Genomic DNA, 14,086 nt, shown 5'->3' with positions numbered 1-14,086 from the left:
GTTCCGTAGTTATGGGTTCACAGGTGCAAATTGTTAAGCCTTGGGTGGGGTCTGACCCCGTTCGGCATACTTTCAAGCTATGGTTGGGGTCTGACCCCGTTCGGGGTCAGACCCCTTTGTATCCGTCTTGTTTGGCAACCACGCCTGGCTGACATCCAGCATCCGGTTGGCGAAGCCCCATTCATTATCGAACCAGCACAGTACTTTCACCATGGTGCCGCCGGTCACTCGGGTCTGGCCGCCGTCGACCACGCCGGAGTGGGCGTCGTGGTTGAAGTCGGAGCTGGCCAGGAGTTCGTCGGTGTAGCCGAGAATGCCTTTGAGCGATCCGTTAGCGGCGTTTTTCAGCAGCTGGTTTACTGCCGCAACATCGGTTGCTTCACGTACGTTCACCACCATGTCTATAGCAGACACATTCAGCGTTGGCACGCGCATGGCCACCGAGCTGAAGCGGCCTTCCATGTGGGGCAGCAGGCGCTCGATGCCTCGGGCCAGTCCTGTGTCTACCGGGACGATATTATGAAGCGCGCTGCGGGTGCGGCGCAGGTCCTGGTGGTGGTAGGCGTCGATCACTGGCTGGTCGTTCATGGCGGCATGGATGGTGGTGGTGCTGCCCTGTTCTACGCCGAAGGCGTCGTCCAGCACCTTGATCACCGGTACCAGGCAGTTGGTGGTGCAGGAACCTGCAGCCACAATCACATCCTGCGGGTTAAGGTCACCATCGTTGATGCCATAGACCACGGTGCGGTCAACATCCGGGTCACCCGGCTGGGAGAACAGTAGGCGCAGGGCACCGGCTGCGATGTGTTTTTCCGCAGTTGTCCGGTCCGAGTAGGCGCCGGAACATTCCAGCACCAGATCCACATCCAGCAAACGCCAGGGCAGTTCCGCCGGGTCCGGGTGACGCAGTACTCGAATGCGGTCGCCGTTCACCACCAGGTTGTCGCCATCCACCGCCACCTCACCGTGAAACCGCCCGTGGGTGGAGTCGTATTTGGTCAGGTGAGCGATGGTGTCGATGTCTGACAACTCGTTGATCGCGACCACCTGCAGGTAATCGCGATAGCCGTTTTCATACAGTGCCCGCAACACGCACTGGCCGATACGGCCGTACCCGTTGATGGCGATTCGAAACGGCGTTGAGTTGCTCATCAGGCGTCCAGCAGTTCCGCAGCCACTTCAAGAATGTTATCGACGGTGAAGCCGAATTCCTTGAACAGCTCGCCAGCCGGCGCAGACTCACCAAAGGTGGTCATGCCGACAACCCGGCCGTCCAGGCCAACGTACTTGTACCAGTAATCGGCGATGCCGGCTTCGATGGCGATACGGTTGGTGACTTCCAGCGGCAGTACCTGTTGCTTGTACTCGGCGCTCTGGGCGTCGAACACGTCGGTGGACGGCATGGAAACCACACGCACGGCCTTGCCCTGCTCTCGCAACTTGGCGGCAGTGTCCTGGGCCAGGCCCACTTCAGAGCCGGTGGCGATCAGGATCAGTTCCGGGGAGCCTTCGCTGTCAGACAGCACGTAGCCACCCCTGGCGACGTTGGCCAGTTGTTCTGCATCACGCTGCTGATGCGGCAGGTTCTGACGGGAGAACACCATGGCGGTTGGGCCGTCGTTGCGCTCCAGGGCGGCTTTCCAGGCTACCGCAGATTCCACGGCATCGGCCGGGCGCCACATGCTCATGTTGGGCGTGGTGCGCAGGCTGGCCATCTGCTCGATGGGCTGGTGGGTGGGGCCGTCTTCGCCCAGGCCGATGGAGTCGTGGGTGAATACATAGATGGAACGCTGCTTCATCAGCGCGGCCATGCGCACCGCGTTACGGGCGTATTCCATGAAGATCAGGAAGGTTGCGCCGTAAGGAACAAAACCGCCGTGCAGGGCGATGCCGTTCATGATCGCAGCCATACCGAACTCACGAACGCCGTAGTAAATATAGTTACCGGAGGCGTCTTCTTTGCTCACGCCTTTGCAGCCAGACCAGATGGTCAGGTTGGAACCGGCCAGGTCGGCAGAGCCACCCATCAGTTCCGGCAGCAGCGGGCCGTAGGCATTCAGTGTGTTCTGGGAGGCCTTGCGGGAGGCGATGGTGTCGCCCTTGTCCTGGCACTCCTGGATGTAGGCCTGGGCTTTCTCGGCAAAGTCCGCCGGCAGCTCGCCCGCCATACGGCGCTTGAACTCGGCCGCCAGTTCCGGCTCGGCCTTTTCGTAGGCGGCGAACTTGTCTTCCCAGGCTTTCTGGGCCGCTGCGCCTTTCTCTTTGGCATCCCAGGCGGCATAGATTTCAGAGGGCACTTCAAACGGGCCATGCTGCCAGCCCAGAGCCTCGCGAGTCAGGGCGATTTCATCGTCACCCAGCGGGGCACCGTGGCAATCTTCCTTGCCCTGCTTGTTGGGGGAACCAAAGCCGATGATGGTCTTGCAGCAGATCAGTGTCGGCTGCTCGGTGTTGGCCCGGGCCTGTTCAACAGCCGCGCGGATGGCGTCGGCATCGTGGCCGTCAACGTCCGGAATTACCTGCCAGCCGTAGGACTCAAAACGCTGCGGAGTATTGTCGGTAAACCAGCCTTCCACTTCGCCGTCGATGGAAATGCCGTTGTCGTCGTAGAAGAACACCAGCTTGCCAAGGCCCAGGGTACCGGCCAGGGAAGCCACTTCGTGGGAGATGCCTTCCATCAGGCAGCCGTCGCCCAGGAACGCATAGGTGTAGTGGTCCACAATGTCGTGGCCCGGGCGGTTGAACTGCGCCGCCAGGGCTTTTTCAGCGAGCGCGAAACCAACGGCGTTGGCGATGCCCTGGCCAAGCGGGCCGGTGGTGGTCTCAACGCCCGGGGTGTAGCCGTATTCCGGGTGCCCCGGAGTCTTGGAGTGCAGCTGCCGGAAGTTCTTGATGTCGTCAATGCTAACGTCGTACCCGCTCAGGTGCAGCAGGGAGTACTGCAGCATGGAACCATGGCCGTTAGACAGTACAAAACGGTCACGGTTGGCCCATTGCGGGTTGGCCGGGTTGTGGCTCAGGTAATCGTTCCACAGTACCTCGGCGATATCCGCCATACCCATGGGCGCACCCGGGTGGCCGGACTTGGCTTTCTGAACCGCATCCATGCTCAGCGCGCGAATGGCGTTGGCGAGATCTTTACGGGACGGCATTGACAATTCTCCAGTGTTTTTCAGGAAAAGACTTCAAGCTGCAAAAACTGCTCAAAAAGAAGGCGCGTATTTTCGCCGATTACTGTGTGCCGGGGCAAATCCATATGTAGTGGTTTTCCGATGGCGGCGGCACAAACTCGCCAAAGCAACTGATTTCACAAAGCCATAAACCTATATCAAAAAATTTTGATATGGCTATTGATCGACCAACCAATCACCCCTACACTTGCCAACCATGACCTCACTCAATGCACATGCTAACGAACTGTCCTCTGTGGACACCCTGGCACCGATCTTCAAGGCGAGCGGAGACCCCCTGCGCCTGGAGATCCTGCGGGTGCTGCGCCGTGACACCTTCGGTGTGCTGGAGCTGAGCCAGATGTTTGATATGCGCCAGTCCGGCATGAGCCACCACCTGAAGGTGATGCACAAAGCCGGGTTGCTGGAGCCCCAGCGGGAAGGCAATGCCATTTTCTACCGCCGCCCCCTGAACCTGGACGGCGACAAGCTGGCAGACCAGGCCATCCGGCAGATTTTCGAGACCGTAGACCGGGTGCCCTTGCCTCCGCAGTTGGACGACAAAATCGAGGCCATCCGCGAGCAGCGGGCGGAACAGTCCCAGGCCTTCTTCTCCCGGCATTCGGAGCAGTTCCGGGAACAGCAGGAACTGATCGCCGCCTTTGACCTGTATGCGGAGCCCACCGCCGAGCTGATCCGCAAGCGGGCAGCACGGCAGGACTGGCGCAGCGTGCTGGAAATCGGCCCCGGTGAAGGCGGCTTCCTGCCGGTGCTGTCACAACTGTTTGATCATGTGGTGGGGCTGGATAACAGCAAGGACATGCTGGCCAAGGCCACCCGCACCTGTATTGAGGAACGGCTGAACAACGTCGACCTTATTGAAGGTGTCACCGACACGGTACTGGCCCGGGGCGATGCCTTTGACCTGATTGTCGCCAACATGGTGCTGCACCACGTACCCAGCCCGGCGGACATCTTTCTGGACGCCGCAGCTCTGATGAACAGCGGTGGCTGTTTTATCGTCAGCGACCTGTGCAGCCACGACCAGGACTGGGCCAAGGAGAACTGCGGCGACCTGTGGCTGGGCTTCGAGCCGGAAGAACTCACCGCCTGGGCGGCCGATGCCGGCCTGACTGCGGGCGAGCAACTGTTTATCGGCCTGCGCAACGGCTTCCAGGTGCAGGTACGGGAATTCTGGAAAACGTCTGGAACGGCCTGAAGCCCGCGCAGACACTAGAACATCAAAAAACTTTGATATTGACGTACGTAGAATTACGTACACCGATTTTGAAAACGCTCACAGAGGAGCACCACTATGTCTGACTACAACATTTTCACCTCCGAGTCGGTCTCTGAAGGCCATCCGGACAAACTGGCCGACCAGATCTCCGACGCGGTACTGGACGCCATCCTGACCGACGACCCGCACGCTCGCGTAGCTTGCGAAACCATGGTGAAAACCGGTGTGGCCATCGTTGGCGGTGAAATCACCACCAGTGCCTGGGTAGACCTGGAAGACCTGGTGCGTGGCGTGATCAAAGACATCGGCTACACCTCCTCCGAAGTGGGCTACGACGGCGACACCTGTGGTGTCATCAACATTATCGGCAAGCAGTCGGTGGACATCGCCCAGGGCGTTGACCGCCAGAAGCCGGAAGACCAGGGCGCCGGCGACCAGGGCCTGATGTTCGGCTATGCCAGCAACGAAACCGGCGTGCTGATGCCAGCTCCGATCACGTTCTCTCACCGGCTGGTGCAGCGCCAGGCCGAGGCCCGCAAGAGCGGCCTGCTGCCGTGGCTGCGCCCGGATGCGAAAAGCCAGGTGACCTGCCGCTATGAAAATGGCCGGGTTGCCGGCATCGACGCGGTGGTCCTTTCCACCCAGCATGATGAAGATGTTACCCAGGAAGATCTGAAAGAAGCAGTGATGGAGTTGATCGTCAAGCACACCCTGCCGGCCGAACTGCTGCACAAAGACACCGAGTTCCACATCAACCCGACCGGCAAGTTCGTAATCGGCGGCCCGGTTGGCGACTGTGGCCTGACCGGCCGTAAGATCATCGTAGACACCTACGGCGGCATGGCCCGCCACGGTGGCGGCGCGTTCTCCGGCAAAGACCCCTCGAAGGTTGACCGCTCTGCCGCCTACGCTGGCCGTTACGTAGCCAAGAACATCGTGGCCGCTGGCCTGGCTGAGAAGTGCGAGATCCAGGTGTCCTACGCCATTGGTGTGGCCCAGCCGACTTCCATTTCCCTGAACACCTTCGGCACCGGCAAGATCAGCGACGACAAGATCATCGAGCTGGTACGCGCGCACTTCGACCTGCGCCCGTACGCGATCACCAACATGCTGGACCTGCTGCACCCGATGTACCGCGCCACAGCAGCCTACGGCCACTTCGGCCGTGATCCGTACGAGATGACCGTTGGCGGCAAGACCTTCACCGCGTTCCCGTGGGAAAAGACCGACCGCGCTGCGGCTCTGAAGGATGCTGCAGGTATCTAACGAATGACTCTGGATTCTTGTCGCGGCCCAGCCCTCTCATTTTTGGAGTGGGCGGCGGCAAGGAACGTCTTTCCGGGACACGCTCAAGCCATCCGTGGGCGCTTAGCTTTGGCCATCCATGGCCAAAGATAGTCCCGGAAAGACGTTCCTCACCACCGCTTTCATAATTGTGGTTAGGGCTTATCCGAAATTCTTTCAAGCACCCGACTGAAAGAAGACCAAGTTTGAATTTACGGCGTACCGGAGACGGCAAACGCCAAAAGTTATGAAAAGGAGATGGGGAACGTCTTTCGCGGAATTTCGAAGGCCATGGATGGCCTGAGAGAAGCGCACAGGGATGTGCTTGTAGCGGTTCCGCGAAAGACGTTCCCCATCTCCGACTCCACCAATACAAGCGGTACCCGACAATTTTCCGGGACCACAGGCAAAGGCTGACAGGAGAACACCATGAGCACTCCGAACAATTTCGACGATTACAAAGTCCGCGACATCGAACTCGCCGGCTGGGGCCGCAAGGAAATCAAGATCGCCGAAGGCGAAATGCCCGCCCTGATGAAACTGCGTGAGAAGTACAAAGCCGAGCAGCCGCTGAAAGGCGCCAACATCATGGGCTGCATCCACATGACCATCCAGACTGCCGTGTTGATTGAAACACTGGTCGAGCTGGGCGCTGATGTGCGCTGGTCTTCGTGCAACATCTTCTCCACACAGGACCAGGCTGCTGCCGCCATCGCAGCCCAGGGCATTCCCGTGTTCGCGTGGAAGGGTGAAACCGACGAAGAATACGAATGGTGCCTGCACAAGACCGTGGGCGCAGACGTAGACGGCTGGGAACCGAACATGATCCTGGACGACGGCGGCGACCTGACCGAGCTGCTGCATAAGGAATACCCGCAGGTAATCGCCAAGTGCCACGGCGTGACCGAAGAGACTACCACCGGCGTGCACCGTCTGCAGGAAATGCTGCGCGACGGCACTCTGAAGATCCCGGCCATCAACGTCAACGACTCGGTGACCAAGTCCAAGAACGACAACAAGTACGGTTGTCGTCACAGCCTGAACGATGCCATCAAGCGCGCCACTGACCACCTGCTGTCCGGCAAGAAAGCGCTGGTGATTGGTTACGGCGACGTGGGCAAGGGTTCTGCCCTGTCCCTGCGTCAGGAAGGCATGATCGTGAAGGTAACGGAAGCCGACCCGATCTGCGCCATGCAGGCCTGCATGGACGGTTTTGAAGTGGTATCCCCGTACATCGATGGCATCAACACCGGTACCGAGCAAGGCATCAACACCGACCTGCTGGGCACCACTGACCTGCTGGTGACTACCACCGGTAACGTCAACGTGTGTGACGCCAACATGCTGAAGGCGCTGAAGAACGGCGCTGTGGTGTGCAACATCGGCCACTTCGATAATGAAATCGATACCGCCTACATGCGCAAGAACTGGGAGTGGGACGAGGTCAAACCGCAGGTACACGTGATTTACCGCGACAAGGCCAGCAACGACCACCTGATCCTGCTGTCCGAAGGCCGCCTGGTAAACCTGGGCAACGCCACCGGTCACCCGTCGCGCATCATGGACGGCTCGTTCGCCAACCAGGTGCTGGCACAGATGTACCTGTTCGAGCGCAAGTTTGCGGACCTGCCTGAAGAGTCCAAGGCCAAGGGCGTTTACGTCCAGGTTCTGCCCAAGCAGCTGGATGAAGAAGTGGCCCGCGCCATGGTGGAAGGCTTTGGTGGCGTGATCACCAAGATGACTCCGGACCAGGCAAAATACATCGGCGTACCGGTCGAAGGCCCGTACAAGCCGGAAAGCTACAGGTACTAAGCGGAAACGATCATGGAATCCCAGAAGCAATTCAAACGCCGCTTCAGCTTCGAGTTTTTCCCGCCCAAGACCGATCAGGGCAAGGAGAAACTTCAAGTTGTGCGCGACCAACTGGCCGAGGTGAACCCGGATTTTTTCTCGGTCACCTTCGGCGCCGGCGGCTCCACCCGGGACCGCACCATTGAAACCGTGCTCAGCCTGCACAAGCAGGGTATTTCCACAGCACCGCACCTGTCCTGCGTGGGGGGAACCCGCGCAGAGATCGGCGAGCTGCTGGATCTGTATAAAGAGAACGGCATCAACCGGATCGTTGCTCTGCGCGGCGATCTGCCCTCGGGCATGGGGGCGTCTGGTGAGCTGCGGTATGCCAACGAGCTGGTGGAATTCATCCGGAACCACAGCGGTGATCACTTCAACCTGGAAGTGGCCGCCTATCCCGAGTTCCATCCTCAGGCCCGCAGTGCGGAAGATGATCTGAAGAATTTTGCCCGCAAGGTACAGGCCGGTGCCAACAGCGCCATCACCCAGTACTTCTTCAATGCGGACAGCTACTTCTATTTCATCGACCGTCTGGAGAAGATGGGCGTCACCATTCCGGTGGTGCCGGGCATCATGCCCATCGTCAACTTCTCCAGCCTGGTGCGTTTCTCTGACATGTGCGGCGCGGAAATCCCTCGCTGGATCCGCAAGCAGCTCGAAGCCTACGGCGACGACACCGACAGCATCCGCAAGTTTGGTGAAGAAGTGGTCACCGAAATGTGCGAAAAGCTTCTGAAAGCCGGGGCTCCGGGGTTGCACTTCTACACCCTGAACCAGGCCGAACCCAGCCTTTCCATCTGGAAGAACCTGGGTATCAGCGACCGCGAAAAGATTGCCTTCTAAGGCATTCTTCAAAGCAGTACAAAGAGGGGCTTCGGCCCCTCTTTCGTTTTCTAACCAGCTGATTTCCTGCAAATCCTTTCAAGATGGACGAACCTGTATCTGATGCATCCCCATCAATGTTCCCTGTGCAATACCGAACAAACCGGTCATAGCGCAGCCTGCCTTACCGGGCAGACGGAACCACAATAAGAGAAAGGAGCAAGCATGAGTACAACATGGCAGTAGGCCCGCTGTATGAAGGCCAGCAGTACGGTATCGCCCTGAAAAAAGGTAGCGAATGGGTTGGCCCGGTTAACGAGGCCCTGGCAGAAATCAAGGAAGACAGCACCTACAAAACCATTTACGAAAAATGGTTCCTGCGCTGGCCGGCGACCGCCTACATCGAAATTTTTCGCGGTACTCCGATCCTGGTCCAGGTCCTGTTTATCTTTTACGGCCTGCCCGACCTGATCGGCGGCCCGATCGATCCCCTGACCGCCGGTATCGCAGCCATTGCGCTGAACTCCGGCGCCTATATTTCGGAAGTGGTTCGCGGTGGTGTTCAGTCCATTGCCAAAGGCCAGAGCGAAGCAGGCCTTTCCCTGGGCCTGTCCAGAACCCAGACATTCTGGTCCATCATCTGGCCCCAGGCATTCCGCCGGATGATTCCACCGCTGGGCAACCAGGCCATCGTCAGCATCAAGGACACGTCTCTTTTCTCGGTCATTGGTGTGGGCGAGATGGTCCGCCAGGGTCAGATCTACATTGCCAACACCTTCACCGCGTTTGAGGTGTATTTCGTGGTCGCGATCCTGTATCTCGCCATTACCCTCTCTCTGTCCCTGCTTCTCCGCTACGTCGAGCGGCGCGGACTGGTCTCTGTCTGAAGGAAAGGTACCCATGACTCATATTGTAGAAATAAAGGGCATGAACAAGTACTTCGGCAACCTGCATGTCCTGAAAGATATAGATTTAACCGTCGAACAAGGCGAAGTGGTGGTCATTATCGGCGCCAGTGGCTCCGGTAAGTCCACCCTGATCCGCTGCGTCAATGGCCTGGAAGAGTTTGAATCCGGTCATCTGAAGGTGGATGGCCACGAGCTTGCGCCAAAGAGCGGTAATCCGAAAGCCCTGGCCGAGATCCGCAAGGAAGTCGGTATGGTATTCCAGCAGTTCAACCTGTTCCCGCACCTCACGGTGAAGAAGAACATCATGCTGGCACCCCGGAAGGTCAAGAGCGAATCACCGACAGTTGCCAATGCCCGGGCCCTGGCCATGGAACCGCGCCTGATGCTGTTCGACGAGCCAACGTCAGCCCTGGATCCGGAAATGATCGGTGAAGTGCTGGACGTCATGCGCGAGCTGGCCAAAGAAGGGATGATCATGATGGTCGTCACCCACGAAATGGGCTTTGCCCGCGAAGTGGCCGACCGGGTGATCTACATCCACGAGGGCCAGATTGTCGAGCAAGGCAAACCCGGAGACGTCTTCGACAACCCCCAGAACGAACGCACCCAGTCATTCCTGTCACGGGTACTCGCGCACTGAGCTAAGCCGCCCAGGCAAAGCCCCTGCTTCCGGGGGCTTTTCTTCAGGTTTTTCTTTTTTCAGGGTCGACTAATTGGTTTTCTGTAACTTTTTCGCAATGTTAGCCTAATATACTTACCCCGGTGTTCCAAAATACACAAGCAAACCGACAAGGTAAGAGAAAACCATGGCTAAGTTTTGAAGAGGGTGATGGAAAATACAGTGACGTGGGGCTGGCCACAACCGACGGCGAGCAAACGACGCTGGGTGTCAACTACTACGCCAATAAGAATGTCCGACTCGGCATGAGCTACATGGATGGCGAGCAAGCCAGCGGCGAAAGCGGAGATGAGGTCCGTGCGCGGTTCCAGTATGCGTTTTGATCATGCATGATCCCCGGTTCCGCTTATGTAAGGCTCAAGCCAAATGGTAAAATTGCTGTATAAACAGCAAGATGGTTATTGGGTTTGGGTTCTGTCCGCGTTGGCGCTGATACTGGCGAGATAAAGAGTTAATCAGGTTTCAGGGGCAGATTTTTCTGCCCCTTTTTTATGGTGCGCCCGACATGGCGCGCAGCGCGTTGACCGGCGTTGTTCCGGTACAGCGCCGGGGCTGGCCGGATGACTTTGGGCGCAAAAAGGTCAAGGGCGACCAGGCTGGCACTAAAATCGAGCGCCACCCTGATCGAACGATGGATATCGCTCCATTTTGGGGCGCTGCGGATTTATGAATCGGACTTCGCTACTGCTTTTTAGAATTAAAGTTATAATAAACAACAAGTTATAATGATTGGCACCTTGTTTGCTCCTGAGGAATGCGAAAAGCGCAACTTAAAAAGGTGTACATAATGGATAAGCAAGTTCTCAGAAAATCCGGATTGCTCGGTGTTGGTCTGTTTGCAGTTCTTCAGGCAACTCCTTCAATGGTCAGCGCTGACGTAAGCGCCAATGTAGGCGTCTCCAGCAATTACCTCTTCCGTGGCGTGACACAAACAGACAATTCAGCTGCTGTCCAGGGTGGGCTCGACTACGAGCATGCGTCCGGCTTGTATGCCGGTGTATGGGGTTCCAATGTGGATTTTGGCGACGGGACCAGCTATGAGTTTGACCTCTATGCGGGTTACTCGGGCGCTATCAACGATATCGGATATGACGTCGGGTATATATATTATGCTTACCCGGACGCTCCCGCCTCTATTGATTTCGGGGAGATATACGGGGAGCTGAGTTACGGGTATTTATCCGCGGGGCTAGCCTATACAGTAAACAGTGACAACAGCACACCAGGGCTGTTCGTGGAAGGCGATGTCTTCTATTACCTGAGCGCCCACATGCCATTGGAAAATGATTTCAGTGCAGGTGTTACATTAGGCTACTACGACTTTACCGACGACAAAAAACCGTCCGTGGGCGAGGCGAGCTATGGACACGCCGCCGTCAACGTGACCAAGGATGCGGGAACGCTCGGCTCCGTCAGTATCAATCTGGAATATTCGGATATCGACCCGGACAGCGCCCTTGGCTCCGTCAACTCGGATGATCCGAAATTCTGGCTTGGCTGGAGTAAAAGCTTCTGATTACGGACGCTTTTCCAGTGATTTTGGTCAAGTGAAAGCAGGCCCGGTCAATGGGCCTGCGTCCTGAAATCCTGCTACAGTAAATTATTGGGATTTTTTAATCCCCGTCCCATCAGCGTCCCCTTAGTCTTTCTTAAGGAATTCCGAGGCTCTGGAAGTTTGTCGGCATTGGCCAGTCGCCGCTGTTAACGGTAATATCCGCACAGGTTAACCGCCGACAATCCAGAACACGACCGTCTGATGGAGAATTCTCATGCGCAATGCTGACCTCGTCGCCCGTGGCCTCAAATCTGTGTGGCATCCCTGCACCCAGATGAAAGACCATGAAGGAACCCTGCCACTGGTCCCGATCAAGCGGGGCGAAGGTGTCTGGCTGGAAGACTTTGAGGGCAACCGGTTCATCGACGCCGTGAGCTCCTGGTGGGTCAACCTGTTCGGCCATGCCAATCCGAGAATCAACGCCGCGATCCAGGAACAAATTGGCCAGCTTGAGCATGTCATCCTGGCCGGCTTTACCCATGAGCCCGTGGTCAACCTGTCCGAGCGCCTGATTGAGGCAACTCCGGAAGGACTCAACAAATGCTTTTACGCCGACAACGGCTCGTCCGCGATCGAAGCCGCCCTGAAGATGAGCTACCACTACTGGAAAAACCAGGGCCATCCGGGCAAGAAGAACTTCGTTAACCTCAGCAACAGCTACCACGGCGAAACCCTGGGCGCGCTGGCACTGGGCGATGTTGCCCTGTACAAAGACACCTACCAGCCGCTGCTGATGGAAGTGCTCACCGCACCCTCGCCGGATGCCTACAACAAGGAGCCGGGCGAAACCGATGAAGACTACGCCCTGCGTCAGTTCGAAGCCATGGACAAGCTGCTGGCCGAACGGCACCACGAAATCTGTGCCGTGGTGGTGGAGCCCCTGATCCAGTGCGCCGGCGGCATGCGCATGCACCACCCGGTTTACCACACCAAACTGCGCGAAGCCTGCGACCGCTATGGCGTACACCTGATTGCCGACGAAATCGCCGTGGGCTTCGGCCGCACCGGCACCCTGTTCGCCTGCGAACAATCCGGCATCACCCCGGATTTCATGTGCCTGTCCAAGGGCCTGACCGCCGGTTACCTGCCGTTGTCCGTAGTGCTCACCACCGACACCGTCTACAACGCCTTCTACGACGACTACGAAACCCTGCGTGCGTTTCTGCACAGCCACAGCTACACCGGCAACCCCATCGGCTGCGCCGTCGCCCTGGCCACCCTGGACATCTTCCGGGACGAAAACGTCATCGAAAACAACCGCCAGCTGTCCCGCTGCATGGCCGAATCCGTCGCCCACCTGGCCGACCACCCCAACGTGGGTGACATCCGCCAGCACGGTATGACCCTGGCCATCGAAATGGTCAAAGACAAAGCCAGCAAAACCCCGTTCCCCTGGCAGGAACGCCGTGGCATCAAGGTGTACCAGCATGCCCTCACCCGCCAGTCCCTGCTGCGCCCGCTGGGCAACGTGGTGTACTTCATGCCGCCTTACGTGATCACCGAAGACCAGATCCGACACCTGGCCCAGGTGGCCACCGAAGGCATCGAAATCGCAGTTAAGGGCTGACCATGCGCATTCCCAGAATCTACACCGACAGCCCCCTGCACACCGGCAGCCCGTGTGAACTCGACGACAACGCCGCCAACCACGTAGGCCGGGTACTGCGCATGCAGCCCGGCCATCAGCTGCGCTTGTTCAATGGCGACGGTAAAGACTACACCGCCACCATCACCGAGGCCGGCAAAAAGAACGTCACCGTAACCATCGAAAGCGCCGAGGCCAACGCCACCGAATCGCCCCTGACCATCGTCCTGGGCCAGACCCTGTCAAAGGGCGACCGCATGGACTACGCCGTGCAGAAAGCCGTGGAAATGGGCGTAACCACCATCGCCCCCCTCACCACCGAACGCTCCGACGTAAAACTCAAAGGCGACCGGGAAGAAAAACGCCTGCGCCACTGGCAACAAGTCGCCATCAGCGCCGCCGAACAATGCGGCCGTGCAAAGGTCCCGAACATCCTGCCGGTGATGACCGTAGCGGAATGGCTGCAATACAGCCAAACCTGCGACCTGCGCCTGGTGCTGCACCACCGCACCGAACACTCCCTGAACACACTGGAAAAACCCGCCAGCGTCGCCCTGATGATCGGCCCCGAAGGCGGCCTGAGCGCCAACGAGATTGCCCTGGCAGAACAAAACGGCTTTCTGCCCGTAGCCCTCGGCCCCCGGGTTCTGCGCACCGAAACAGCGCCGGTGGCGGCCATGGCCCTGTGCCAGTGGTTATGGGGAGATATTGGCGGTTAACCGCGAATGGCCTTCTGTAACGTGATGCAGTGGCGGTTCAGTCATTGACAGATTCCGCTGTCACCAACATGATCCGTGTCTGACAATTGCAGCAAGACGCTCTGCCCATGATGGGCGGCAGTGCGAGAGGGGGTTTCCAGAAATTTGCGGAGCCATGGATGGCGGAGCAGAAGCGCCACATGGATGTGCCGCAAGGAGCGTTTTCTGGAAACCCCCTCTCGCACTGCCGCTTGCACCCAGGACAGAACCAACCGAATCAGAACAAAACCAGCG

The 14,086-nt window shown here is 58.2% G+C and carries 12 protein-coding genes; 10 read left to right on the top strand and 2 right to left on the bottom strand.

Going from position 1 to position 14,086, the window contains the following annotated elements; all coding sequences use genetic code 11:
- Positions 1-72 precede the first annotated feature (72 nt).
- Entirely contained in the window at positions 73-1,152 is a 1,080-nt protein-coding gene (locus AC13DJ_RS05640) for a type I glyceraldehyde-3-phosphate dehydrogenase (protein ID WP_482933340.1), read from the bottom strand.
- On the bottom strand, positions 1,152-3,152 hold the full coding sequence (gene tkt, locus AC13DJ_RS05635; RefSeq protein WP_482933341.1) for a transketolase: 2,001 nt from the start codon (positions 3,150-3,152) through the stop codon (positions 1,152-1,154). The genes AC13DJ_RS05640 and tkt overlap by 1 nt, the downstream gene beginning before the upstream one ends.
- A 235-nt stretch (positions 3,153-3,387) precedes the next feature.
- Here tkt and AC13DJ_RS05630 point away from each other — a divergent pair, with 235 nt between their 5' ends.
- From AC13DJ_RS05630 to AC13DJ_RS05585, 10 genes are all read left to right on the top strand, one after another.
- Complete coding sequence (locus tag AC13DJ_RS05630) at positions 3,388-4,389, top strand: metalloregulator ArsR/SmtB family transcription factor (protein WP_482933342.1); 1,002 nt, start codon at positions 3,388-3,390, stop codon at positions 4,387-4,389.
- Between the two features lie 96 nt (positions 4,390-4,485).
- Complete coding sequence (gene metK, locus AC13DJ_RS05625; protein ID WP_482933343.1) at positions 4,486-5,676, top strand: methionine adenosyltransferase; 1,191 nt, start codon at positions 4,486-4,488, stop codon at positions 5,674-5,676.
- A gap of 447 nt (positions 5,677-6,123) precedes the next feature.
- A complete protein-coding gene (ahcY, locus tag AC13DJ_RS05620) occupies positions 6,124-7,506 on the top strand; it encodes an adenosylhomocysteinase (protein WP_289101908.1) in 1,383 nt (460 codons plus the stop codon).
- Between the two features lie 12 nt (positions 7,507-7,518).
- Positions 7,519-8,388: a methylenetetrahydrofolate reductase [NAD(P)H] gene (gene metF / locus AC13DJ_RS05615; RefSeq protein WP_482933344.1), complete on the top strand. Its 870-nt coding sequence runs from the start codon at positions 7,519-7,521 to the stop codon at positions 8,386-8,388.
- A 215-nt stretch (positions 8,389-8,603) separates the two neighbouring features.
- Positions 8,604-9,254, top strand: coding sequence for an amino acid ABC transporter permease (locus tag AC13DJ_RS05610; RefSeq protein WP_482933345.1), 651 nt, complete (start codon positions 8,604-8,606; stop codon positions 9,252-9,254).
- A 13-nt stretch (positions 9,255-9,267) separates the two neighbouring features.
- The gene (locus tag AC13DJ_RS05605; protein ID WP_482933346.1) at positions 9,268-9,915 is read left to right on the top strand and encodes an amino acid ABC transporter ATP-binding protein; all 648 of its coding nucleotides are present in this window, start codon (positions 9,268-9,270) and stop codon (positions 9,913-9,915) included.
- 206 nt (positions 9,916-10,121) lie between these two features.
- Complete coding sequence (locus tag AC13DJ_RS05600) at positions 10,122-10,277, top strand: porin (RefSeq protein ID WP_482933347.1); 156 nt, start codon at positions 10,122-10,124, stop codon at positions 10,275-10,277.
- A gap of 464 nt (positions 10,278-10,741) precedes the next feature.
- Positions 10,742-11,470, top strand: a complete 729-nt coding sequence (locus AC13DJ_RS05595) for a TorF family putative porin (protein ID WP_008175315.1) — start codon at positions 10,742-10,744, stop codon at positions 11,468-11,470.
- Between the two features lie 253 nt (positions 11,471-11,723).
- Positions 11,724-13,076 carry an adenosylmethionine--8-amino-7-oxononanoate transaminase gene (locus tag AC13DJ_RS05590; RefSeq protein ID WP_482933348.1) on the top strand — a complete coding sequence of 451 codons (1,353 nt, stop codon included), beginning with the start codon at positions 11,724-11,726 and terminating at the stop codon, positions 13,074-13,076.
- Between the two features lie 2 nt (positions 13,077-13,078).
- Positions 13,079-13,813 (top strand): 16S rRNA (uracil(1498)-N(3))-methyltransferase, encoded by a 735-nt coding sequence (locus tag AC13DJ_RS05585; RefSeq protein WP_474541234.1) that lies wholly within the window; start codon positions 13,079-13,081, stop codon positions 13,811-13,813.
- Positions 13,814-14,086 lie beyond the last annotated feature (273 nt).

Source organism: Marinobacter sp. L-46 (assembly GCF_056859535.1).
This window is presented reverse-complemented; position numbering and strand designations above follow the sequence as displayed.